At 62.1% G+C, this 20,686-nt stretch carries 18 protein-coding genes; 2 read left to right on the forward strand and 16 right to left on the reverse strand.

What is annotated here, in order from left to right:
* Positions 1-5: 5 nt before the first annotated feature.
* From KOM00_RS10045 to rd, 10 genes are all read right to left on the reverse strand, one after another.
* Positions 6-1,409, reverse strand: coding sequence for an efflux RND transporter periplasmic adaptor subunit (locus KOM00_RS10045; protein WP_216498789.1), 1,404 nt, complete (start codon positions 1,407-1,409; stop codon positions 6-8).
* 66 nt (positions 1,410-1,475) lie between these two features.
* Complete coding sequence (locus KOM00_RS10050; protein WP_216498790.1) at positions 1,476-2,837, reverse strand: TolC family protein; 1,362 nt, start codon at positions 2,835-2,837, stop codon at positions 1,476-1,478.
* Between the two features lie 268 nt (positions 2,838-3,105).
* Complete coding sequence (locus tag KOM00_RS10055; protein ID WP_216498791.1) at positions 3,106-3,774, reverse strand: ABC transporter ATP-binding protein; 669 nt, start codon at positions 3,772-3,774, stop codon at positions 3,106-3,108.
* An 11-nt stretch (positions 3,775-3,785) separates the two neighbouring features.
* Complete coding sequence (locus KOM00_RS10060) at positions 3,786-4,946, reverse strand: ABC transporter permease (RefSeq protein ID WP_216498792.1); 1,161 nt, start codon at positions 4,944-4,946, stop codon at positions 3,786-3,788.
* A gap of 590 nt (positions 4,947-5,536) precedes the next feature.
* Positions 5,537-5,752, reverse strand: a complete 216-nt coding sequence (locus tag KOM00_RS10065; RefSeq protein ID WP_216498793.1) for a heavy metal-binding domain-containing protein — start codon at positions 5,750-5,752, stop codon at positions 5,537-5,539.
* Between the two features lie 2 nt (positions 5,753-5,754).
* Entirely contained in the window at positions 5,755-8,241 is a 2,487-nt protein-coding gene (locus KOM00_RS10070; protein ID WP_216498794.1) for a heavy metal translocating P-type ATPase, read from the reverse strand.
* Positions 8,242-8,263: 22 nt separating this feature from the next.
* Complete coding sequence (locus KOM00_RS10075) at positions 8,264-8,554, reverse strand: metal-sensitive transcriptional regulator (RefSeq protein ID WP_216498795.1); 291 nt, start codon at positions 8,552-8,554, stop codon at positions 8,264-8,266.
* A 344-nt stretch (positions 8,555-8,898) separates the two neighbouring features.
* A complete protein-coding gene (acnA, locus tag KOM00_RS10080) occupies positions 8,899-11,703 on the reverse strand; it encodes an aconitate hydratase AcnA (protein WP_216498796.1) in 2,805 nt (934 codons plus the stop codon).
* Positions 11,704-11,713: 10 nt separating this feature from the next.
* Positions 11,714-13,048 carry an FAD-dependent oxidoreductase gene (locus tag KOM00_RS10085; protein ID WP_216498797.1) on the reverse strand — a complete coding sequence of 445 codons (1,335 nt, stop codon included), beginning with the start codon at positions 13,046-13,048 and terminating at the stop codon, positions 11,714-11,716.
* Between the two features lie 25 nt (positions 13,049-13,073).
* The gene (gene rd, locus KOM00_RS10090) at positions 13,074-13,232 is read right to left on the reverse strand and encodes a rubredoxin (protein WP_135869943.1); all 159 of its coding nucleotides are present in this window, start codon (positions 13,230-13,232) and stop codon (positions 13,074-13,076) included.
* A 225-nt stretch (positions 13,233-13,457) separates the two neighbouring features.
* Here rd and KOM00_RS10095 point away from each other — a divergent pair, with 225 nt between their 5' ends.
* Entirely contained in the window at positions 13,458-14,660 is a 1,203-nt protein-coding gene (locus KOM00_RS10095) for an MFS transporter (RefSeq protein WP_216498798.1), read from the forward strand.
* Positions 14,661-14,739: 79 nt separating this feature from the next.
* Entirely contained in the window at positions 14,740-15,117 is a 378-nt protein-coding gene (locus tag KOM00_RS10100; RefSeq protein WP_216498799.1) for a pyridoxamine 5'-phosphate oxidase family protein, read from the forward strand.
* Positions 15,118-15,396: 279 nt separating this feature from the next.
* Here the strand turns inward: KOM00_RS10100 and KOM00_RS10105 are convergent, their stop codons facing one another.
* The 6 genes from KOM00_RS10105 to KOM00_RS10130 form a co-directional block, all read right to left on the reverse strand.
* Positions 15,397-15,729 carry a c-type cytochrome gene (locus KOM00_RS10105; RefSeq protein WP_216498800.1) on the reverse strand — a complete coding sequence of 111 codons (333 nt, stop codon included), beginning with the start codon at positions 15,727-15,729 and terminating at the stop codon, positions 15,397-15,399.
* Positions 15,730-15,834: 105 nt separating this feature from the next.
* On the reverse strand, positions 15,835-17,136 hold the full coding sequence (locus KOM00_RS10110) for a phenylacetate--CoA ligase family protein (RefSeq protein WP_216498801.1): 1,302 nt from the start codon (positions 17,134-17,136) through the stop codon (positions 15,835-15,837).
* A gap of 2 nt (positions 17,137-17,138) precedes the next feature.
* The gene (locus KOM00_RS10115; protein WP_216498802.1) at positions 17,139-17,882 is read right to left on the reverse strand and encodes an ABC transporter ATP-binding protein; all 744 of its coding nucleotides are present in this window, start codon (positions 17,880-17,882) and stop codon (positions 17,139-17,141) included.
* Positions 17,883-18,072: 190 nt separating this feature from the next.
* Entirely contained in the window at positions 18,073-18,825 is a 753-nt protein-coding gene (locus tag KOM00_RS10120) for an ABC transporter ATP-binding protein (RefSeq protein ID WP_216498803.1), read from the reverse strand.
* Positions 18,818-19,783, reverse strand: coding sequence for a branched-chain amino acid ABC transporter permease (locus tag KOM00_RS10125; RefSeq protein ID WP_216498804.1), 966 nt, complete (start codon positions 19,781-19,783; stop codon positions 18,818-18,820). The genes KOM00_RS10120 and KOM00_RS10125 overlap by 8 nt, the downstream gene beginning before the upstream one ends.
* 9 nt (positions 19,784-19,792) lie before the next feature.
* A complete protein-coding gene (locus tag KOM00_RS10130; RefSeq protein WP_216498805.1) occupies positions 19,793-20,677 on the reverse strand; it encodes a branched-chain amino acid ABC transporter permease in 885 nt (294 codons plus the stop codon).
* Positions 20,678-20,686: the final 9 nt, after the last annotated feature.

Genomic DNA, 20,686 nt, shown 5'->3' on the forward strand with positions numbered 1-20,686 from the left:
AGCAACTACATCTTCATATCGCCCATGTCCAAGCCGCCGCCCTTCTTCGGTGCGGCAGGCGCAGCCGGAGCCGGAGCGCCGTGCCCCTGGTGCTCGCCGGCTCCCCCAGGCGCCGCGGGTGCGGCAGCCCCGCCGGCGTGCCCCTCGTGACCGCCACCGCCGCTGCCGCCGGAAAGCTGCGATTCGGAATCGATCAGGTAGCCGCCGGAAGCCGCCACCTTGTCACCCTGTTTCAGGCCGGAAAGGATCTGCACCTTGTCCCCGACCCGGGCGCCCACCTGCACGTCGTGCGGCTCAAACATGCCGGGCTGCGATTCCACCCAGACCACCTGCCGCTTGCCGGTGTCCATGAGCGCGGTTGCCGGCACGACCAAGGCGTTCCCCAGGGGGGCCTTGATCTTGGCATTGACGAACATGTCGGGCTTCAGCTTGAGACCGGGGTTGCCAAGCTCCACCCTCACCTTCACGGTACGGGTCTTGGGATCGAGGAACGGGTAAATGAAGGAGACGCGCCCGGCGAAGGTCTTGCCCGGATACGACTGGGAAACGATCTCGACCCGTTGTCCCATCTTCACGAAGCTGAACTCGTTTTCGTACACCTCGACCTCGACCCAGACGGTGGAGAGGTCGGCGATGTTGAAGAGCGGGTCGCCCATGTTCACGTACTGCCCTTCCTGCACCACCTTCTCGATCACCACGCCGGAAAGCGGCGTGTAGATGGGGAGCTTGATGTTGGGGTGCCCCGCCTTCTCCAGGCCCGCGATCTGCTCGTCCTTCACCCCGAGGAGCTTAAGCCGCTGGCGCGCGGAGGCGACCAGACCCTCCCCCCCCTGGGAGATGGCGTCGATGCTCGATTTCTTGAACTGTTCGCGGCTTCTCAGCGCCAGGAGGTACTCCTGCTGCGCGGCCACCAGGTCGGGGGAGTAGATCTCCGCCACCGGCCTCCCCTTGGAAACGAAGGCCCCCACGGTATTAACGTTCAGTTTGTCGATGCGCCCGGCCACCCATGCCGTCACCTTGGCCTGCCTGGCCTGGTCGTACTGCACGATCCCGACGGCGTTGATCTCCTTGGAGAGCGGGGCGTACTCGGCCGGTACCGTGGCCACGTTGGCCATCACCGACTGGGTCGGGGAAAGCGAGACGTGGCCTAGCATCTTCTGCTCCTCGGCACTCGCCTGGGTTCCCTCCACCTTCTTGATCAGCTGCATCCCGCAGATGGGGCAGGTGCCGGGCTTGTCCTTGATGATGAAGGGGTGCATGGCGCAGGTGTAGAGGACCTGTCCCTGGGCCGCCTTTTCCTTTCCTGACGGGGCCTGGTGCTTCTGCTGCCACAGGTAGTATCCTCCGCCGGCTGCCGCCGCTACCAGGATCAGGACGATGGGAATTGCGACCTTCACGCTTTTGTTCATTGTTAATACCTCGCAGGGGTAGAAAATTCGCGTTCAGCTCCTCCCCCTCCAGGGGGGATGGGACTATTACTGCGCCTGGTGCGCCTGGTGCGGTACGGCATGCTGCACAGCCTCGGCACCAGCGTTGCCGTCCTGCTTCGCGACGGGAGGAGAGGAAAGATCCTTGCCGACCAGGGCTTCCAACTGGGCCAGCTTCATCTGGTAATCCGCCATCGAATCGTAGTATTCACGCTCGTAATTGAACAGGGTGACCCGGTTGTCCAGCAGGGTCAGGAAATCGACCTTGTTGACCCGGTAGCCGATCACGGCCGACTCCAGCGACTGCTCAGCCTGGGGAATGATGCCGGTGGTGTAGAGTTCGATCAGCTTCCTGCGCCGCTCCATCTGGGCCAGGAGGTCGTTGATGCCGGAGGAGATGGTGTTCCGGGCGCCGTTTAACTCCTCTCTCGCCATGTTGACCTCCGAGTTCGACTCGGCCCTCATCGCGGCGCGCCTCTCCTTCTGGATGGGGAGGTTAAAGGTGACACCCAGCGAGTACATGTCCGAGCCGTCGCTCCCCATGGCCTTCTGGCGCTGCATGTATTCGAAGGAGACGTTGAAGTCCGGGTAGGATTCCTTCTGCGCCAGCAGGTGCCCCGCCCTCCCCTTCTCGATCTGCGCCTTGACCGACTTCAGCTGGGGCCGGTTCTCCTCGGCTACGTCGAGCAGCTGTTCAGGGGTGTAGGCGAAGGGGGCCAGCTTGAAGTCGGGGATTGCACCGAGCTTGGTGCTCTGGGGGCGGTTCAACAGCGAGTTGAGGCTCACCTCGAGGCTCCTGCGCTGCTGCTCGAGCGAGATCTTCATGTCCAGCATCTTGGAGCGCTCCAGGAGCGCCTTGTAGATGTCCTGCTGCGCACCCTGCCCAACCGAATACTTGGTCTGCGCCAGGGTGATGAAGTCATCCAGGATCTTTATGTTCTTATCGATGATGCCAAGGGATTTATCGGTGAAGTAGACCTGGTAGTAGGCTTCCCGCACCATGCGGGTCAGTTCGAGCTTTCGTTCCTCGACGCTCCAGCGGTAGCTTTCGGCCTCGGCAGCGGCAATGTCTTCCTTGAGCTTCCGCTTGCCCGCAAAGGGGATCTGCTGGCTGATGCCGACCACCTTCTGGGTCATGGAGTCCTTGTTGAAGCTCAAGGGATCGGTGACGATCATGTTCTGCAGCTTGAACATCACCATGGGATCTTCCAGGGCGCCCGCCTGCTTGATGCGGCTCTTGTACATCTCCCAGCGTGCGGAGGAGGACTTCAGTTCCGGGTTGCCGGACAGTGCCGTCTGCACGAGCTGATCGAGGCTTTCGGGGGCGGGTTTTGCCTCTTCGGCGTGGACCGCAGGAGCGGTCATCAGTATGGACAACAACAGGTACAGCGGAAAAAGCCGGTATTTCATGGTGACTCCAGAAAACTTGGCGGTAGCTTTCACAAGGTGTTACACGATCCGTGCCCGACCTATAAGTGCTCGTTTTACAATGCATCAGGCACTGCAACTGGTCTACAATGCGAAGGATATTCAGCAGTTACCGTGGAATATTATACACACTTCGTCACATTTTGCTCTCAGCTTCAGTAATCGACACAAAAAGAAAAATCTGAAGAGCACCAAGTAAAAGAAGTATGTGCTCCTCAGATTTTTCAGTTTTATAAGAAGCAATCGGCCCCTAGGCGCTGATCAAGCCATCCTTTAAATGAATGGTACGGTCCGAATAAGCGCCGTTCTCCGGGTTATGAGTAACCATCACCACGGTCTGCCCAGCCTCATTCAGTTGCCTGAACAGTGCCATGACTTCCTCGCTGGTTTTCGAGTCGAGGTTTCCGGTCGGTTCGTCCGCCAGCAGGATGTGCGGATTGTTGACGATGGCGCGGGCGATGGCGACCCGCTCCTGCTCGCCGCCCGATAGCTGGTTGGGCAGACGATCGGTCTTGGCACCGAGACCGACCCGCTCCAGCGCCTGGCGCGCGGCCTCCCTCTTGGCAGCCGTGCTCATCTTCACGATGGCCAGCGGCAGCATGACGTTCTCCAGGGCGGTCAGGTACTGGATCAGGTGGAAGGACTGGAACACGAACCCGAGGTTCTGGGCGCGAAAGTCTGCCAATTCCTCGCTCTTCAACTGGTACAGCTTCACCCCGGCCATCTCGACCTCGCCGCTGGTCGGGTGGTTCATCCCGCCGAGCACCGAGAGCAGCGTGCTTTTGCCGGAGCCGGACTGCCCCATGATGGTGATGAACTCGCCCGCCTCGATGCTTATGTCCACGCCGCGCAGCGCCTCGACCAGGTCGGACCCCGTCTGGTACTGCTTCTTCACGTTCTTCATCTCTATAATCGCCATGTCGTCCTCTCTTAAAGCGCCCGGAGGGCTTCGGTCGGGTCCATCTTGCTGGCATGCAGCGCGGGGTACAGGCTCGCGAGGATGCCAAGAAGAAGCGCCAGCCCTATCGAGCCGAAGGCAACGGTTGCGTCCCAAACCAGGTGGGCGTTCTTGGTTTCGGCCATGAACGGGAGCGCGAGCTTCGCCCCCCCCATGCCCGCCGCGTAGCCGAGGATGCCTGCCAAAAGGCTCACGAGCGCAGCCTCCAGCAGAATGATGCGCATGATGTGGCTCTTTCTGAAGCCGATGGCACGGAAGACGCCGATCTCGGTGGTGCGCTCGTTCACGCTCCCCATCATGGTCACGAAGACGATGAGCGATCCGATGAAGACCACCACGCTCCCCATGGCGTAGGAGAATCTCTTGAACTGGTCCAACGCCTTCAGCCGGCCTGCCACAACCTGCTGGATCGCAGAGACCTTGCTGTCCGGAAGCAGTTCGGCGATCTGGTTCACCATGTCGGAAATCGGGCAGCCGGAGCAGAGAGCCGCCACCTCGGCCATGGTGATCTTCCCTTCCTTGCCGAGCACCTTTTGTGCCTTCGGGAGCGCCATGAAGACGAGCGAATCGTCCTGCGAGCCGGTCTGGTTCAGGACACCAGCCACCTTGAACTTCTCACCCTTGATCTCAATGTTGTCGCCGGAAGTTGCGTTGAGGGTGTTGGATGCATCGCTGCCCAGAAGCACCTCGTTGTCACCCTTGGGCTCGCTGCCGAAGATCTGCCACCACTGCTTCATCTTGAGCTCTGCAGCGAAATCCACCCCCACCAGCAGCACGTCGTGGGTACCCACTTTGACGCCACCCAGCACCTTGGGAGAGATGGAGGAGATGTTCTTGTTGTTCTTGATCTTGCGGACCTTGTCCAGGTCCGCCTCCTTGATCTCGCGCTGGTCGAAAGTGACGCCCCCCAGGCTGATGCCGCCGTAGTTCATGGAGAGGCCGTTGCTCTGGGGGGTGATCAGGATGTTGGCCCCGAATTCGTCCATCTTCCTTTCGATATCGTTGGACATGGAACGGGTCAGGGTGACCAGGGTCACGATGGTGGCGATGCCGACCATGAGCCCAATGGTCAGAAAGGCCATCTTGGCCTTGCGGCGTTTCAGGTTGTTGATCGAGATGGTGTGCAGTTTCATCTTGTCTCCGAGATGCGTGTCGATCGGTGCAAGTAAGGGCGAATGATTATTCGCCCCTACAGTGGACGTGTGTTCGTTGCTGACCATACCCTCTCCCTCTGGGAGAGGGTGGCGGCCGGGTGCTGTGTTCGGCGCTGACCATACCGTCGCCCTCCGGGAAAGGGTGGCCGAAGGCCGGGTGCTGTGTTCGTTGCTGACCATACCCTCGCCCTCCAGGAAAGGGTGGCCGAAGGCCGGGTGGTTGTTCGTTGCTGACCATACCCTCGCCCTCCGGGAGAGGATGGCCGAAGGCCGGGTCCTGTGTTCGTTGCTGACCATACCCTCGCCCTCCGGGAGAGGGTGGCCGAAGGCCGGGTGAGGGAGGTTGCCGGCATTGAAAGCTGCCGCGGGACCGAGGAGGAGGAGCCCCGCGGCAGCCTTTTTCAACGACTACCGGATAGCGTTTAATCAAGTGTCATGCCAAAGGACGATACAGGGGCTAACTCCCCGTATTCCCGTTTCAGCAAAGTGCCGGCGGCAGGGCACGGCAACGGCCGCGGGGGAATATTCCACGTACCCAGCAGAATATTCCACACACGGCCGCGGTGCCGTTACTTGCCCGCCTTGTCGCTTCTGACCAGCTTCATCCCGCAGATCGAACAATCCGCGGTCGGATCGTCGCTGGTGATCCAGGGATGCATCGGGCAGGCGTAGAGAGCACCCTTGGCAACAGGCTTGATGGTAGTCTTTTTGCCGAAAAAGAACCAGAGGTTGCCGGCTATCAGGGCTACTCCGGCCACAGTGACCAGTATTTGAGACGTTTCCATGGTTATCCCCTCTCTACGGTGAACCCGCGCAGCCGCAGGGCGTTGGTTACCACGCTGACCGACGAGAGCGCCATGGTGAGCGAGGCGATGATCGGGCTCAACAGCCAGCCGGTGAACGGGTACAGGATCCCAGCGGCGATCGGGATGCCGAGGATGTTGTAGATGAAGGCGAAGAACAGGTTCTGCTTGATGTTGGCGATGGTGGCGCGGGAGAGCGCGATGCTGGAGATGACGCCGTTCAGGTCGCCGCGCACCAGCGTGATGTCGGCCGCCTCGATGGCCACGTCGGTGCCGCTACCCATGGCGATGCCGACGTCGGCCTGGGCGAGCGCGGGGGCGTCGTTGATGCCGTCGCCCACCATCGCCACCACCTTCCCCTGCGCCTGCAACTTCTTGATCTCCTCCCCCTTCCCGTCCGGCAGCACTTCGGCCACCACGCGGTCGACGCCGACCTGGCGCGCGATGGAGTCGGCGGTGCGGCGGTTGTCGCCGGTCAGCATGATCACCTCGAGCCCGAGGGCGTGCAGACGCTGGACGGCACCGGTGGAGCCTTCCTTGATGGGGTCGGCTATGGCGATGACGCCGGCGAACGTCCCGTCGACGGCAACCATGACAGGGGTCTTGCCTTCATCCGCCAGCCGGTGAGCCTTGGAAGGCTCGACGCGGATGCCGTGGTTCGCGAGCAGCAACTCGGTGCCGATCAGGATCTTTCTGCCATCTATCTCCGCCTCGATGCCGTGGCCGGGAATGGCGTTAAAGCCGTTTACCGCGAGCCTTGCTAGCCCCTGTTCGTCGGCCGAGCGCACGATCGCCTCCCCGAGCGGGTGCTCGCTGCCGGCTTCAGCCGATGCCGCAAGTTGCAGCAAGGTTTGACGGTCGAGTCCCTCGCTTTCGATGTCGGTCACCGACGGGACGCCGCGGGTGATGGTGCCGGTCTTGTCCAGTACGATGGTGGTCAGCTTGTGTGCCGTTTCCAGCGCCTCGCCACCTTTGATCAGGATGCCGCTCTGGGCGCCCCGTCCTGTGCCGACCATGATGGCGGTCGGTGTGGCCAGACCGAGGGCGCAGGGGCAGGCGATGATCAGCACCGACACGAAGGTCAGCACCGCCATGTTCAGGCGCGTCTCGGGCGGCGAGACATCGAACCAGACCACGAAAGCGGCAATGGCCAGGCTGATGACCACCGGTACGAAGTAGCTCGCGATCAGGTCGGCCAGGCGCTGGATGGGAGCCTTGCTCCCCTGGGCCTGCTGTACCAGGCGTACGATCTGCTGCAAAACGGTGTCCTTGCCGATCCTGGTGGCGCGCATCCGGAAGGAGCCGGTCTTGTTGAGCGTGGCGCCGATCACCGTGTCGCCGGTTTTCTTGTGCACCGGCAGCGGCTCGCCGGTCAGCATGCTCTCGTCGACCGACGACGTTCCCTCGACCACCTCGCCGTCCACGGGGACCTTCTCTCCGGGGCGCACCACGATGACCTCGCCCAGTTGCACCTCGGCGATGGGGATGTCCATCTCCTTTTTGTCGCGCACCACCCGGGCCAGCTTGGGCTGCAGGCCGATCAGGGCGTGGATGGCTCCGCTGGTTTTGCTGCGGGCACGTGCCTCCAGAAGGCGCCCCATCAGGATCAGGGTGACGATGATGGCAGCGACCTCGTAGTAGACGCCGACCGGCGAAGCCATGGCGTGGCCGTGATCGCCCGCTTCGGCTGCCGTGCCTGCTCCCGCCATCAACCATTGCGGGGCGATGGTCGCGACCAGGCTGAAGATGTAGGCGGAGAGCGTGCCCAGGGCAACCAGCGTATTCATGTCGGCGACGCGGTGCCTGGCAGCGGTCCAGGCGCCGGTAAAGAACTCGCGCCCGGCCCAGAACAAGACCGGAGTGGTGAGGGCGAGTTCGACCCAGGCGCGTCCCGGGAAGCTGAAGAGGTCCGCCAGTGCAGGCACCACGTGTCCGCCCATGGCAAGTACGGCAACCGGCAGCGTCAGGGCCAGCGCGAGGAAGAACTTGGTCCTGTTCTTCCGGTACTGTGCCTCATGCACCTGGGTCTGCGCTTCCAGCATGCCGGCCTCGTCGGTTTCGCCGCCACCGGACTCCAGCACGTCGTAGCCCATGTCGCGCACCACCTGTTTAAGGCCGTCGGGGCTCGTTTCCTTGGGATCGTACTTGACGGTGGCGCGGGTCGTGGCGAAGTTCACCGCCGCAGTCACCACTCCCGGCGTCGCGTTCAGGGTCTTCTCGATCCGCCCGGCGCAACCGGCGCAGCTCATGCCCAGAAGCGGCATCTCGCACTGTTCCACATGTGCAGGTGCTGGAGTCGGTGCAGGCGCAGCCTTTTCCCCAAGGTAGGTCTCCGGCGAGGCCAGGAATTTTTCCAGGCAACTCGCGGAGCAGAATTTGTAGGTGGTCCCTTGGTGCGTCGCGGAAAGGGGCGCCGCTGCGCCGACTTCCATCCCGCAGACCGGGTCGCGTAACGATACTTTTTCAGCCATTGTATTAATCCTCCCTAAAACACTACTTCAGGAAACGCGACAGCGCCGTCTTCACCTCGTCCAGCAACTGCTGCTGGCTCATCGGCTTGGCCTGGTCGTGTTGCTTGTCGCCCCCCTGCCCCAGCACGCAGTTCTCCAGGTGCCGGGTCAGCAGTTCCACCCCCAGGGCATCCAGCGCGGAGCGCACCGCGGAGATCTGGTTCAGGATGTCCACGCAGTAACGCTTCTCCTCCAGCATCCGCTCTATTCCGGCCACCTGCCCGGCGATTCTTTTCACACGGGTGTTCAACTTGTTTTTTGGCGAGTCGCTCATGGCTCCCTCCGAACCTTTGATACCCCACGGGGGTATATGACTAAGGCAACAATACCCCTAGGGGGTATAAAGGTCAAGAGGGAATCACACACGATGCAACGGATAAAGCGCGGGGAATGATGACAGGGAGGTTGCGCCTCCGGAGTGTCTCGACGACCGCATGGGGTATGAAAAGGCCACCAAATGCCTTGTAAGGGCGAATGATCATTCGCCCGCCTTTGATTCAAGGTTGGGACGTAAAGCTAGGGGGGGGCGCAACGGCGCTGAGGGGGCGTCTTCGGTTATGACAAAGAAAGGGGCGAATGATTATTCGCCCCTACAGGTGGTGGACCACGTGGTGAAAATCAACTTTTGAGGAACTGCCTCAGCACGAACGGCAGTATCCCGCCGTGGTGGTAGTAATCGTGTTCGTTGGAAGTGTCGATGCGCACCTGGACGGTGAAGGTGCCTGCGGAACCGTCGACCCTGGTGAATTTCACCTCGAGCTTCTGCCCAGGCGTAAGCGAATCCAGCCCGGTCAGGTCGAAGCTCTCGGTGCCGTCCAGGCCGATCCCCTTGTAGCTGTCGCCCGGCAGGAACTGCAGCGGGAGAATCCCCATTCCCACCAGGTTGGAGCGGTGGATCCTCTCGAAGCTCTCGGCGATGACGGCACGGATGCCGAGGAGCTTGGTCCCCTTGGCCGCCCAGTCGCGCGAGGAACCGGTCCCGTACTCCTTCCCGGCGATGACGACCAGCGGGGTGCCTTCGGCCTGGTAGTTCTCCGAGGCCTCGAAAATGGACATCTGCCTGCCGCTGCCGTCTCCCTTGGCAAAGTACATGGTCACGCCCCCCTCTACACCCGGCACCAGGGCGTTCCTGATCCGGGTGTTGGCGAAGGTACCGCGCACCATCACCTCGTGGTTGCCGCGCCGTGCGCCGTAGGAGTTGAAGTCCTTGGGCTCGATGCCAAGCGACATCAGGTAGCGCCCTGCTGGAGTCGCCTTGCCGATCGAGCCGGCGGGGGAGATGTGGTCCGTGGTGATGGAGTCCCCCAAAAGCGCCAGGCAGCGCGCCCCGGTGATGTCGGGGATGGATTCCGGCTGGGGCGGCAGTTCCAGGAAGAAAGGAGGTTCCTTGATGTAGGTGGAGTCCTCCTGCCATTGGTACAACTCGCCGCTAGGGACGGTAAGGCCGCGCCACTCGTCCTCGCCGTGGAAGACGTCGGCGTAGTTGGTGGCGAAGGACTCGGCATGGACGCAGCTTTGCACAAGCTCAGCCACCTCCTTGTCATCCGGCCAGATGTCCTTCAAGTACACCGGCTCGCCGTTGGGATCGGTACCGATGGGATCACGGGTGAGGTCGATGTTGATGTTCCCGGCCAGCGCGTAGGCGACCACGAGCGGCGGCGAGGCCAGGTAGTTGGCCCGCACGTGAGCGTTGATGCGCCCCTCGAAGTTGCGGTTGCCTGAGAGGACCGCCGCTACAGCGAGATCGCCTTCGACCACGGCACGGGAGATGTGGTCGGCCAGCGGACCGCTGTTGCCGATGCAGGTGGTGCAACCGTAGCCGACCAGGTGGAAGCGGAGCGCGTCCAGGTAGGGCGTCAAACAGGCGGCAGCCAGGTAGTCGGTGACCACCTTGGAGCCGGGTGCGAGGCTGGTCTTCACCCAGGGGCGCACCTGCAAGCCGCGCCGTACCGCGTTCCTGGCGAGGAGGCCTGCGCCGATCATCACCGAGGGGTTCGAGGTGTTGGTGCAACTGGTGATGGCCGCGATGACGATGGAACCGTGGCAGAGGTTGTAGCTCGTGCCGTCGGGCTGACGCACCGGGACACACTGGCCGAGCGAACCCAGGGCCTTGTCCGGGTGTTCCGCCATCAGCTCCGGCGCGACGGTTACCGGCGATCCTCCCTCCCCGAGCCAGCGGTTGAGAGTCTCCTTGTCCACGTGCGCCGCGTCCTGCTGGCGAAGGGTAACCAGTTGCCTCCTGAACGAACCGCGCACCTCTTTGAGGCGCACGCGGTCCATGGGGCGGCTGGGTCCGGCGAGAGAGGGCTCCACGTCGGCCAGATCCAGCTCCATGGTATCGCTGAAGATCGGCTCGGGGCGATCCGAAGAGCGCCAGAGTTCCTGCTCCTTGAAGTACGCCTCCACCAGCGGCACCCCGCCCCCGCGGCCGGTCAATCCCAGGTAAGCGGTGGTCTGCTCGTCGACGGGGAAGACGCCGATGGTGGCGCCGTACTCGGGCGCCATGTTGCCGATGGTGGCCCGGTCTGCGATGTTGAGCGATGCGGAGCCGGGACCGTAGAACTCGACGAACTTGCCCACCACCCCCTTCTTCCTGAGCATCTGGGTGATGGTCAGCACCAGGTCGGTCGCGGTGGCGCCCGGACTCAAGGCACCGGTCAGCCGGAAGCCGACCACCTGCGGGATAAGCATCGAGCAGGGCTGACCCAGCATGGCGGCTTCCGCCTCGATCCCCCCTACCCCCCAGCCCACCACGCCTAAGCCGTTGATCATGGTTGTGTGCGAGTCGGTGCCGACCAGCGTGTCCGGCAGCACCCACTCCTCGCCGTCAACCGTGTTGACCAGGGCGACCTGTGCCAGGTATTCCAGGTTGACCTGGTGGCAGATGCCGGTCGCCGGCGGTACGACGCTGAAGTTTCTGAAGGCGGATTGCCCCCAGCGCAGGAACTGGTAGCGCTCGTGGTTGCGCTCGAACTCCAGCACAGAATTCGCCTTGAGCGCCAGTTGGCTGCCGTACTGGTCCACCTGCACCGAGTGGTCGATGACCAGGTCGGCACGCTGCATCGGGTTGATGTCGGAGGGGCGCCCGCCGAGCCGGCTGAGGGCGGAGCGCATGGCCGCCAGGTCCGCCACGGCGGGGACCCCGGTAAAGTCCTGCAGCAGGATGCGGGCCGGCATGAACTGCATCTCCTTGTCCGGCTCGGCCTGCGCGTCCCAGCGCGCCACCGCCTCGATGTCCTCCTTTTTGACCACCACGCCGTCCTCCCGGCGCAGCAGGTTCTCCAGCAGGATCTTCATCGAATAGGGAAGCCGGGAGATATCGATGCCGGAGTTCGCCGCGAAGGCCTTCAACGAGTGATAGCGGTAGGTCCTGCCGTCCACGGTGAGCGTGGAGAGGGTGTTGTAGCTGTTGGTAACGCTCATGCTGTTCTCCTCAGACTTTTTTTACCGCCACGTTGGCCGCGACCAGGATAGGGTCCCAGACCGGCGCATAGGGCGGTGAATAGCTCAAATCGAGCTCGGCGATCTCGAAAACGGTCATGCTCTTGTAGATGGCGGTCGCCAGGACGTCCAGGCGCTTGGCGACCACGTCCTCGCCCACCATCTGCCCCCCCAGAAGAAGGCCGCTCCCCTTCTCGCACAGGAGCACGATCCGGATGGTGCCGCCGCCGGGGAACTCGCCCCGGGTCGGGCCATCGACCACCACCTTGACCACGTCCTTGTTGAGGGTCTGCAACTGCCGCTCGCTCAAGCCCGTGGTGGCGATGGTGTAGTCGAAAAATTTGAAGACGGCAGTCTGGTCGATGCCCCAGAATTCGGTCATCCTGCCGGGGTTGCAGATGTTGTGGCCGATGACGCGCCCCTGCTTGTTGGCTGCCGGCCCCAGCGGGAAGTAGGAGTTCAGCCCGAGTTGCCGAACGTAGTGCTCGGCGCAGTCCCCCCCGGAGAATACGCCGTCCAGGTTGGTGCGCAGGTAGCGGTCCACCTTCACGGCGCCGGCAACGCCCAGCTCGCCCCCCGCCGCGGCGAAGAGGGCCGTGTTGGGCCTGGCCCCGGCGGCCACCACCACCATGTCGGCCTCGAAGGTCCCCGCCGAGGTCTTCACCTGGCGACCAGCCTTCTCCTCGACGTCCACGCCGGTCAGGAGCTCGATCCCCTTCTCGCGGGCCTTTTCCATGACCTTGCTGCGCACCTCCTCGCAGAAGGATGGGAGGATGACGGGCGCCTTCTCGATGATGACCGGGGTGAGCTTCATGTTGGTGAGGACGTCCGCGATTTCGAGGTTGGTGTAGCCGGCTCCGATCAGGAGCACCTTGGCAGGAGGTTTTTGATAGAGGAACTCCTTGGCGCGGCGGGTGTCCTCAAGGGTCCTGAAGTAGAAGACGTCGCTGCCGTCGAAGCCCGGATAGTCGAGGCGAATAGCCTTGTTTCCGGTGGCATAGACCAGAAAGTCGTAACTTTCGCAGTAGCTTTTGCCGCTCTTCAGATCGGTGACCTCGACCTTCTTCCCGCCCGCGTCGATGCGGATCACTTCCTGGTAGAGCCGGTAGTCCACACCGCGCTCTTTGCGAATGGTCTCCAGGGGAAGAGCGTACAGCTTCTCCACCGGCTTGTCTTTGAAGAAGAGGTTGTACGGCATGCCGCAGGCGGCATAAGAGACATCGCCGCTCTTTTCGAGGACGATGACCTTGGCCTCGGGGGACTGCCGCTTGATCTGACTGGCGGCGGAAAGTCCGGCGGCTATGCCGCCGATGATCACGCACTTCATGAAATGGTCTCCCCCAGAAGAAGCTTTATGCCGGTTCGAACATGCTCTTGTCGACACCGCACACGGGGCAGACCCAATCCTCCGGGATGTCCTCAAAAGCGGTCCCCGGTGCTACACCGCTGTCGATGTCCCCTACCTCCGGATCATAGATGTACCCGCAAACCGTGCAGCGATACTTTTGCATGACGTCCTCCTTGGAATTGATACATCCCTCCCCCTTGCCAGTTCCAGCTTGGTGCAGGGATGTGAGCTGAAAACATTCATAAAAAGTAGCGGGCGCCCCATTAATGTCAAGCCTACGCCCGATCATTAAAGAGAGTGGTATATACAGCGGGCGCCATCGGTGTTAAAGATACCCCTCTGCGCGGCGGGAGCCGGCGCGAACCGCGAGACGAACTGGAGTATTTGCATGAAAGGTGTACTGGGAAAACTCGACGCGGGGCTTTTGAGCTCCGAGCAGCGTCCGATGCTGCGCTTCCTGGTGGTGCTGACCGCCGCCTCGACCATCGGCCTGCAGGGCTACACCATCCTCTTCAACAACTTCGCCGCCGAGATGGTTCATCTGAACGGCAGCCAGGTGGGCGTGACGCAGTCGGTGCGCGAGATCCCCGGGCTCCTGTCGCTGCTCGTCGTCTTCGTTTTGCTGCTGGTGCGGGAACACAAGCTGGCCGCGCTCTCGGTGATGCTCCTGGGGCTTGGGACCGGCATCACGGCGCTTTTCCCCTCCTATGGCTGGGTCATCTTCACCACCGTGGTGATGAGCTTCGGGTTCCACTACTACGAAAGCACCAACCAGTCCCTCACGCTGCAATACTTCTCGACGGCGGTGTCGCCGCTCATCTTCGGCCGCCTGCGGGCGCTCGCCGCCGTTTCCAGCGTTGTGGCAGGGATCATCGTGTACTGCCTGAGCGGTGTCGCACATTACCGCGAGATGTACCTGACCATCGGGGCGCTGGTGCTGGCCGCCGGGATCTGGGGGCTGTTCCAGAACCCGACCCACGCCGGGATCGTGCCGCAACGCAAGAAGATGATCCTGCGCCGCAGGTATTCGCTCTTTTACCTCCTCACGCTCCTCTCCGGCGCCAGGCGGCAGATCTTCGTAGTCTTTTCCATCCTGCTCCTGGTCCAGGTATTCCATTTCACGGTGCGCGAGATGACCATCCTCTTCATCGTGAACAACGTGGTGGCCTACATCCTCAACTCGCTGATCGGCAAGGCGATCAACCATTTCGGCGAGCGCACCATCTCCTCCATCGAGTACTCGGGGGTCATCGTCATCTTCCTGGTCTACGCCTTCACCACCTCCAAAAATCTGGTCATGCTGATGTACATACTGGACAACATCCTCTACAATTTCGAGGTCGCCATCAGGACCTACTTCCAGAAGGTGGCTGACCCGGCCGACATCGCCTCGTCCATGTCAGTGGGGTTCACCATCAATCACATCGCGGCCGTCTTCCTGCCGGCCCTGGGCGGGTACTTCTGGATGATGGATTACCGGATTCCTTTCATTGCCGGCACCGTGCTTGGTGTCATCTCACTCATTGCCGCACAATGGATGCGCGTTCCGGACAAAGCTCCTGAAGCCGCACTCATAGCCGAGGCGAAATAAACATCTAAACAAGTAAAGCGGTAAGTAGATAAACAAGTACGCCATCAAGCCAGCGACAACTGCCAAAGGAGGAACCGAGATGATTACAATTCCGGACAAGATGAAAGAAGTGATGGCGCATGAGGGCGTGGTGGCCATAGTGACACAGGGGATTGAAGGCCCACACATGGTCAACACCTGGAACAGCTACCTGAGGATCAGTGCGGACGGGAAACTGCTGGTGCCGGTCGGGTACATGCACGTGACCGAGAACAACCTCGCCCAGAACCCGAGGGTTCTGCTCACGCTGGGTGCGCGCGAGGTTGAGGGCAGTCATGGTCCCGGCACCGGGTTCTTCCTGGAGGGAACGGGCACCATCGTCGATTCCGGCCCCTCTTTCGACTCGACCAAGGCCACCTTCCCCTGGGCCAGGGCCGTGCTGGAAATCAAGATTTCCGCAGCGAAGCAGACGCTTTAAGGCACCGCGCGTGAGTACCCCTCGCCCTTCGGGAGAGAGAACGGCCTCAGAGTCTAGCAACAAAAACGCGAACTGCTTCCCCCTATCCCCCTCGCCCTTCGGGAGAGGGGGTGGGGTGAGGGCGCGGCAAAAGGCAACATGACGCGCGAAGCCCCCTCACCCGCCCTCCGGGCACCCTCTCCCAAGGGGAGGGGAGAACTCCTCAAGTGAACACAAAAAGAGCGCCGCAGGTTTCCTGCGGCGCTCTTTGCTTATGCCGTCCCTCTATCTGAAGCTGAACTATTTGAAGGTAGCCATGATGTACTTGGCGATGGCGTGGGCCTCGACATCGGGAACGGACTTGGCGTCGAACTTGGTCATCCCGGGACCCGGGTTGCGCATCTTGGCGACGATATCCTTCTCGGTCTTTACCCCGTTGGCGGCGAGGTCCTTCTTGCCGAGCCCCTTCTTGGGGTTGATGATGTTGCCCCCTTTCGGGTGGCAGGCGACACAGTGCTTATCGAACTCGGCCTTGGCGTCGATCTTCTCGCCCTTCTTGACGTCGGCGAAGGCGGGAACCGCGATTACCGACATAGACAGCACAGCAGCAGTAGCAATGACAACTTTTTTCATTTTGATTCCTCCTTGGTAGTGTCGGGGGGGCGTGCCCCATCTGAGAGTCAGCTTTTCGTAGGCAGGTAACACCAACCAGAAAGCAAAAGCGGAATCAATGCTAGTCTAGATTTTCCTGTTGTCAATGACGCGGCATGCTTTGCCTTCAGCCCTGGGGATGCTGTGGGGCTCAACCAGCTTCACCACGGCCCCCACCCCGAGGACGGAATCGATCTTCTTCTCGACCTTGTCCAGGAAGGCCTTCTGCTTCTTCATCTCGTCGAAGAAGATGTTCTCGGTGACCTCGATGCGGATCTCCAGGGTATCCAGCGCACCCTTCCGGTCCACGACCAGCTGGTAATGCGGCTGGCACCCCTCGATGGCGAAAAGCACGTCCTCGATCTGGGACGGGTAGACGTTGACCCCCTTGATGATGAGCATGTCATCGGAGCGCCCCATGGTCTTCTTCATGCGGACCATGGTCCTGCCGCAGTCGCACTTGTCGTAGTCGAGCGAGGTGATGTCGCGGGTCCGGTAACGCACCATCGGGAACGCTTCCTTGGTGAGCGAGGTAAGCACCAGCTCGCCGACGCTCCCCGGGGGAAGCACCGCGCCGGTGTCCGGGTCGATGATCTCGGCGATGAAGTGGTCCTCGGAGATGTGCATGCCGCGCTTGCACAGGCACTCGCCGGCGACGCCCGGGCCTATGACCTCGGAGAGGCCGTAGTTGTCGGTGGCGGTGATGCCGAGCCTCTCCTCGATCTCGCGCCGCATCGACTCCGACCAGGGCTCACCGCCGAAGAGACCGACCTTCAGGGTGAGGTTCTTGGGGTCGATGCCCATCTTCTCCATCCGCTCCGCGATGGTGACCGCGTAGCTCGGGGTGGAAACCAGTGCGGTGGTGCGGTAATCCTGCATGATCATGATCTGCTTTTCGGTGTTCCCCGCGCCCATCGGAATGACGGAGGCGCCGATCATCTCGGAGCCGTAATGCAGGCCGAAGGCGCCGGTGAAGAGGCCGTAACCGAAGGCGATCTGCACCACGTCGTCGCTGTTCACGCCGGCTGCGGTCATGAAGCGGGCCACCAGGCCGGACCAGACCTTGAGGTCGTGCTTCGTGTACCCCACGACGGTGGGCTTACCGGTGGTGCCGGAGGAGGAGTGGATGCGGACCACCTCGCGCAGCGGCACCGCGAACATGCCGTACGGGTAGTTGAGGCGCAGGTCCTCCTTGGTGGTGAACGGGAGCTTGGACAGGTCCGCGAGGGACCGGACGTCCTCGGGGACGATCCCCATCTCCTTGAACCTGGTGCGGTAGCAGGTGACGTTCTTGTAAACGCGGTTCAGAGTAGCCTGGAGCCGCTCCAACTGGAGTTGCTCGATCTCTTCCCGCGGCATGCACTCGTAATCGGGATCCCAAATCTGCATAGCTACCTCTCCCAAATTTCTTTCTTGTCACGCCCCAGATAGGCGCGCTGAACGTCCTTGTTTTCCAGCAGCTCGGACGCCTTTCCTTCAAGTATCACTTTACCCGTCTCAAGGACGTAGCCGCGGTCGGCCACCTTCAGGGCGGCGCGCGCGTTCTGCTCGACCAGGAGGATGGTGGTCCCCTCCTCGCCCCTCAGCCGCTCGATCACCTTGAAGATGTCCTGCACAACCAGCGGGGCGAGCCCCATGGACGGCTCATCCAGAAGCAGCAGCTTGGGACGGGCCATGAGCGCACGGCCGATGGCGAGCATCTGCTGCTCCCCGCCGGAAAGCGTCCCTGCGGCCTGGCGACGGCGCTCCTTGAGCCTCGGGAACATCTGGAACATACGCTCCAGGTCGGCGCCGATCTCAGCCCTCTGTCCGCCGGCACGGTAGCGCAGGTAGGCGCCCAGTTCCAGATTCTCCTCGACCGTGAGCGGGTTAAAAACCTGGCGCCCCTCCGGCACCTGAGACAGCCCGAGGGAAACCACGCGGTCCGCCGCGTGTCCGGCTATGTTCTGCCCCTCCAGCAGGATCTCGCCGTTCGCAGTCGGAATGATCCCCGACAGGGTGTTGAGGAGCGTGGTCTTGCCGGCCCCGTTGGCGCCGATGAGCGTCACTATTTCGCCGGCCTTGAGATGCAGCGAGACGTTTTTTAGTGCGTGCACCTTGCCGTAGTAGGCGTTGATGTTCTTGATTTTTAGCATTAACGGTTGTCCTTGATTGTCCCCCCTCGCCCATCGGAAGAGGGGCTGGGGGTGAGGGCGCCGCAAGTGGGCGCCTCTCTCGCTCGGGGCATCTCCCTCCCCTCCCCTTCGGGCGCCCCCTCCCGGGGGGAGAGAGACTGGAGGCACTCTTCCCTACCCTCCTGAAAAGGGGTCGGGAAAGGGAACGGAGCTATTCCTCGCCGAGATACGCGGTGATGACGGCGGGGTTGTCCTGGATCTGACGCGGCGTCCCTTCGGCAAGCATGGTGCCGAGGTTCAAGACCACCAGTTGGTCGCAGATGTCCATGACCAGGTCCATGTCGTGCTCGACCAGGGCCACGGTGACGCCCAGGTCCCGGATCCTCTTGATCAAGTCGGCAAGATCGGCGGTCTCGCTGCTGTTGAGGCCGGCCGCCGGTTCGTCCATCAAAAGGATCTTCGGCTCCAGTGCCATCGCCCGGGCGATCTCCAAAAGCCTCCCCTTGCCGAAGGAAAGGGTGCCGGCCTGGACCGCGGCGAGCTCGGGGATACCGACGAAGTCGAGCAACTCCATGGCCCTCTCGCGGATGCGGCGCTCTTCGCTCATCTGCCAGGGCATACGGAAGGAGCATGCGAACAGCCCGGAACTGCTCCGCGTGTGCAGCCCGACCATGACGTTTTCCAGCACGGTCATCTTGCCGAAGAGTTCGATGTTCTGGAAGGTACGTACGAGCCCCAGCCGCGCGCGCCCTTCCGGCGGCAGCTTGGAGATGTCCTTCCCCTCGAGAAGCACCGCGCCGCAGGACGGGGGATAGATCCCGGTGGCGACGTTGAACAGGGTGGTCTTGCCGGCTCCGTTGGGGCCGATGATGCCGGTGATGGACCCCTTGCCGACGTTGAAACTGATCCCCTCCAGGGCAGTCAGCCCGCCGAACCTCTTGCCGATACCGTTCAGGCTAAGCATCGCTCCCCTCCGTTACCTTCCTCACCGGCACCAGGCGCCGGAACAGCGCCGGAATCCCCTCCGCGAGACCGCCCGGCAGGTAGATGGTCATCGTGATGAGCAAAAGGCCGTAGACGATGATGTCGTAGTCCTGGAAGGTGCGCAGCATCTCGGGGAGCAGGGTCAGGAGCAGGGCCCCAAGGATGGAGCCGTACACGCTCCCCAGGCCGCCGATGACAACCATGGTAAGGAGTTCCACCGACATGCTGAACCCGAAGGAGCTAGGCGAGATGAAGGTCATCACGTGGCAGTAGAGACTCCCCATGATGGCCGACATGAAGGCCGAGAGCGTGAACACCTGCACCTTCATGAGCCTCGCGTTGACGCCCATCACCCGGGCGGCAACTTCCGAATCATGAATGGCCCGGAGACCGCGGCCGAAGCGGGAGTTCACAAGGTTCAAGGAGAGAAGGATCATCCCCAGCGCGAAGACCCAGACGAGGTAGTAGTTCTTGAGGTCCGAGTCGAAGGTGAGGCTGCCGACTTGCAGGTTGGGAATGCCGGAGAGCCCGGAGGGGCCGCCGGTCAGCTCCACGGTTTCGTTCAGGGCGATGTTGACGATGACGCCGACGCCCAGGGTCGCCATGGCGAGGTAGTGACCTTTCAGTCGCAGCACCGGGAAGCCGATGGCGAAGGCGAAGGCCGCGACGCAGAGGGCGACCGCGATCATGGCGAGCCACGGGTTCATGGCGTAGGCGGTGGTCAGCACGCCGGAGCCGTAGGCGCCCAGGCCGAAGAAAGCGGCCTGCCCCAGGGAGATCTGTCCTGCATAGCCCAAAAGGAGGTTGAGCCCAAGGGCGAGCACGCTGTTGATCCCGACGAAGATGAGAACGTTGGTGAGATACCCTCCCGAGAGCGGTAGAGGGATGAGCAGCACCACGAGGGCAAAAACGAGAAATTTTATTCTGTCCGTTTTCAAAGTAAAACCTTAAACCCTTTCAGTTTCGCCCTTCTTGAAAAGTCCCTGCGGCCTGATGAAGAGGATCAGGAGCAGGATGAAAAATGCGATGGCGTCCTTGTAGCCGGAGGAGATCAGACCGGCCCCAAGCGACTCCAGGGTCCCGAGGATCAGGCCGCCCAAAACGGTGCCGAGCCCGCTCCCCATCCCCCCCATGATGGCGGCGCAGAACCCCTTGAGCCCCAGCATGACGCCGACGTCGTAGGCGGTCATGGTGAGCGGCGCGATGATCACGCCGGCCAGCGAGCCGACGGCCGCGCTGATCACGAAGGAGAAGAGGACCATGCGCCCGACGCTGATGCCGACCAGGTTGGCGGCGCGACGGTTGAAGGAGCAGGCGCGCATGGCCTTGCCGCTGATGGTGTGGTTGAAGAAGAGCCGGCAGCCCACGATGACCAGGATGGTGACGCCGAAGATCCAGAGGTGCTGCGGCAAGAGGGTCGCCCCGGCGATGCTGATGGGGTCGGTACCGGAAAAGGCGGGAAGCGCCTGGGTGTCCTTGCCCCAAAGCAGCATCACGAGGCCCCGGATCAGGATGCTGGCACCGATGGTGATGATGATGAGTGCGAGCGGAGTGGCGTTTTTGAGCGGCCGGATGGCCAGCCGCTCGAAAACAAGGCCGATGATGGTGGTTACCGCTACCGCGACGACGATGGCCGCCACCAGCGGCAGGTGCAGCACGTTCAGCGAGAAAATGGTCAACACCCCGCCCAGCATGACGAACTCACCCTGGGCGAAGTTGATGATCCCGGTGGAATTGAAGATGATGGCGAAGCTGAGGCCGATCAGGGCGTAGATGGCACCCGTGGCGAGCCCCGATATGACGAACTGCGTTACTTGGTTTAAAAGCTCCATGAATCCTCT

It is taken from the genome of Geomonas diazotrophica (assembly GCF_018919385.1).
Lineage (GTDB): Bacteria > Desulfobacterota > Desulfuromonadia > Geobacterales > Geobacteraceae > Geomonas > Geomonas diazotrophica.

What these genes read in the sequence shown, in the direction of transcription:
- KOM00_RS10075 (WP_216498795.1), bottom strand. Translation starts at nt 8,554, where the DNA reads ATGAGCGACTCGCCAAAAAACAAGTTGAACACCCGTGTGAAAAGAATC.
- KOM00_RS10095 (WP_216498798.1), top strand. Translation starts at nt 13,458, where the DNA reads ATGAAAGGTGTACTGGGAAAACTCGACGCGGGGCTTTTGAGCTCCGAG.
- KOM00_RS10055 (WP_216498791.1), bottom strand. Translation starts at nt 3,774, where the DNA reads ATGGCGATTATAGAGATGAAGAACGTGAAGAAGCAGTACCAGACGGGG.
- KOM00_RS10050 (WP_216498790.1), bottom strand. Translation starts at nt 2,837, where the DNA reads ATGAAATACCGGCTTTTTCCGCTGTACCTGTTGTTGTCCATACTGATG.
- KOM00_RS10045 (WP_216498789.1), bottom strand. Translation starts at nt 1,409, where the DNA reads ATGAACAAAAGCGTGAAGGTCGCAATTCCCATCGTCCTGATCCTGGTA.
- KOM00_RS10115 (WP_216498802.1), bottom strand. Translation starts at nt 17,882, where the DNA reads ATGCTAAAAATCAAGAACATCAACGCCTACTACGGCAAGGTGCACGCA.
- KOM00_RS10100 (WP_216498799.1), top strand. Translation starts at nt 14,740, where the DNA reads ATGATTACAATTCCGGACAAGATGAAAGAAGTGATGGCGCATGAGGGC.
- KOM00_RS10120 (WP_216498803.1), bottom strand. Translation starts at nt 18,825, where the DNA reads ATGCTTAGCCTGAACGGTATCGGCAAGAGGTTCGGCGGGCTGACTGCC.
- KOM00_RS10130 (WP_216498805.1), bottom strand. Translation starts at nt 20,677, where the DNA reads ATGGAGCTTTTAAACCAAGTAACGCAGTTCGTCATATCGGGGCTCGCC.
- KOM00_RS10060 (WP_216498792.1), bottom strand. Translation starts at nt 4,946, where the DNA reads ATGAAACTGCACACCATCTCGATCAACAACCTGAAACGCCGCAAGGCC.
- acnA (WP_216498796.1), bottom strand. Translation starts at nt 11,703, where the DNA reads ATGAGCGTTACCAACAGCTACAACACCCTCTCCACGCTCACCGTGGAC.
- KOM00_RS10110 (WP_216498801.1), bottom strand. Translation starts at nt 17,136, where the DNA reads ATGCAGATTTGGGATCCCGATTACGAGTGCATGCCGCGGGAAGAGATC.
- rd (WP_135869943.1), bottom strand. Translation starts at nt 13,232, where the DNA reads ATGCAAAAGTATCGCTGCACGGTTTGCGGGTACATCTATGATCCGGAG.
- KOM00_RS10070 (WP_216498794.1), bottom strand. Translation starts at nt 8,241, where the DNA reads ATGGCTGAAAAAGTATCGTTACGCGACCCGGTCTGCGGGATGGAAGTC.
- KOM00_RS10065 (WP_216498793.1), bottom strand. Translation starts at nt 5,752, where the DNA reads ATGGAAACGTCTCAAATACTGGTCACTGTGGCCGGAGTAGCCCTGATA.
- KOM00_RS10105 (WP_216498800.1), bottom strand. Translation starts at nt 15,729, where the DNA reads ATGAAAAAAGTTGTCATTGCTACTGCTGCTGTGCTGTCTATGTCGGTA.
- KOM00_RS10085 (WP_216498797.1), bottom strand. Translation starts at nt 13,048, where the DNA reads ATGAAGTGCGTGATCATCGGCGGCATAGCCGCCGGACTTTCCGCCGCC.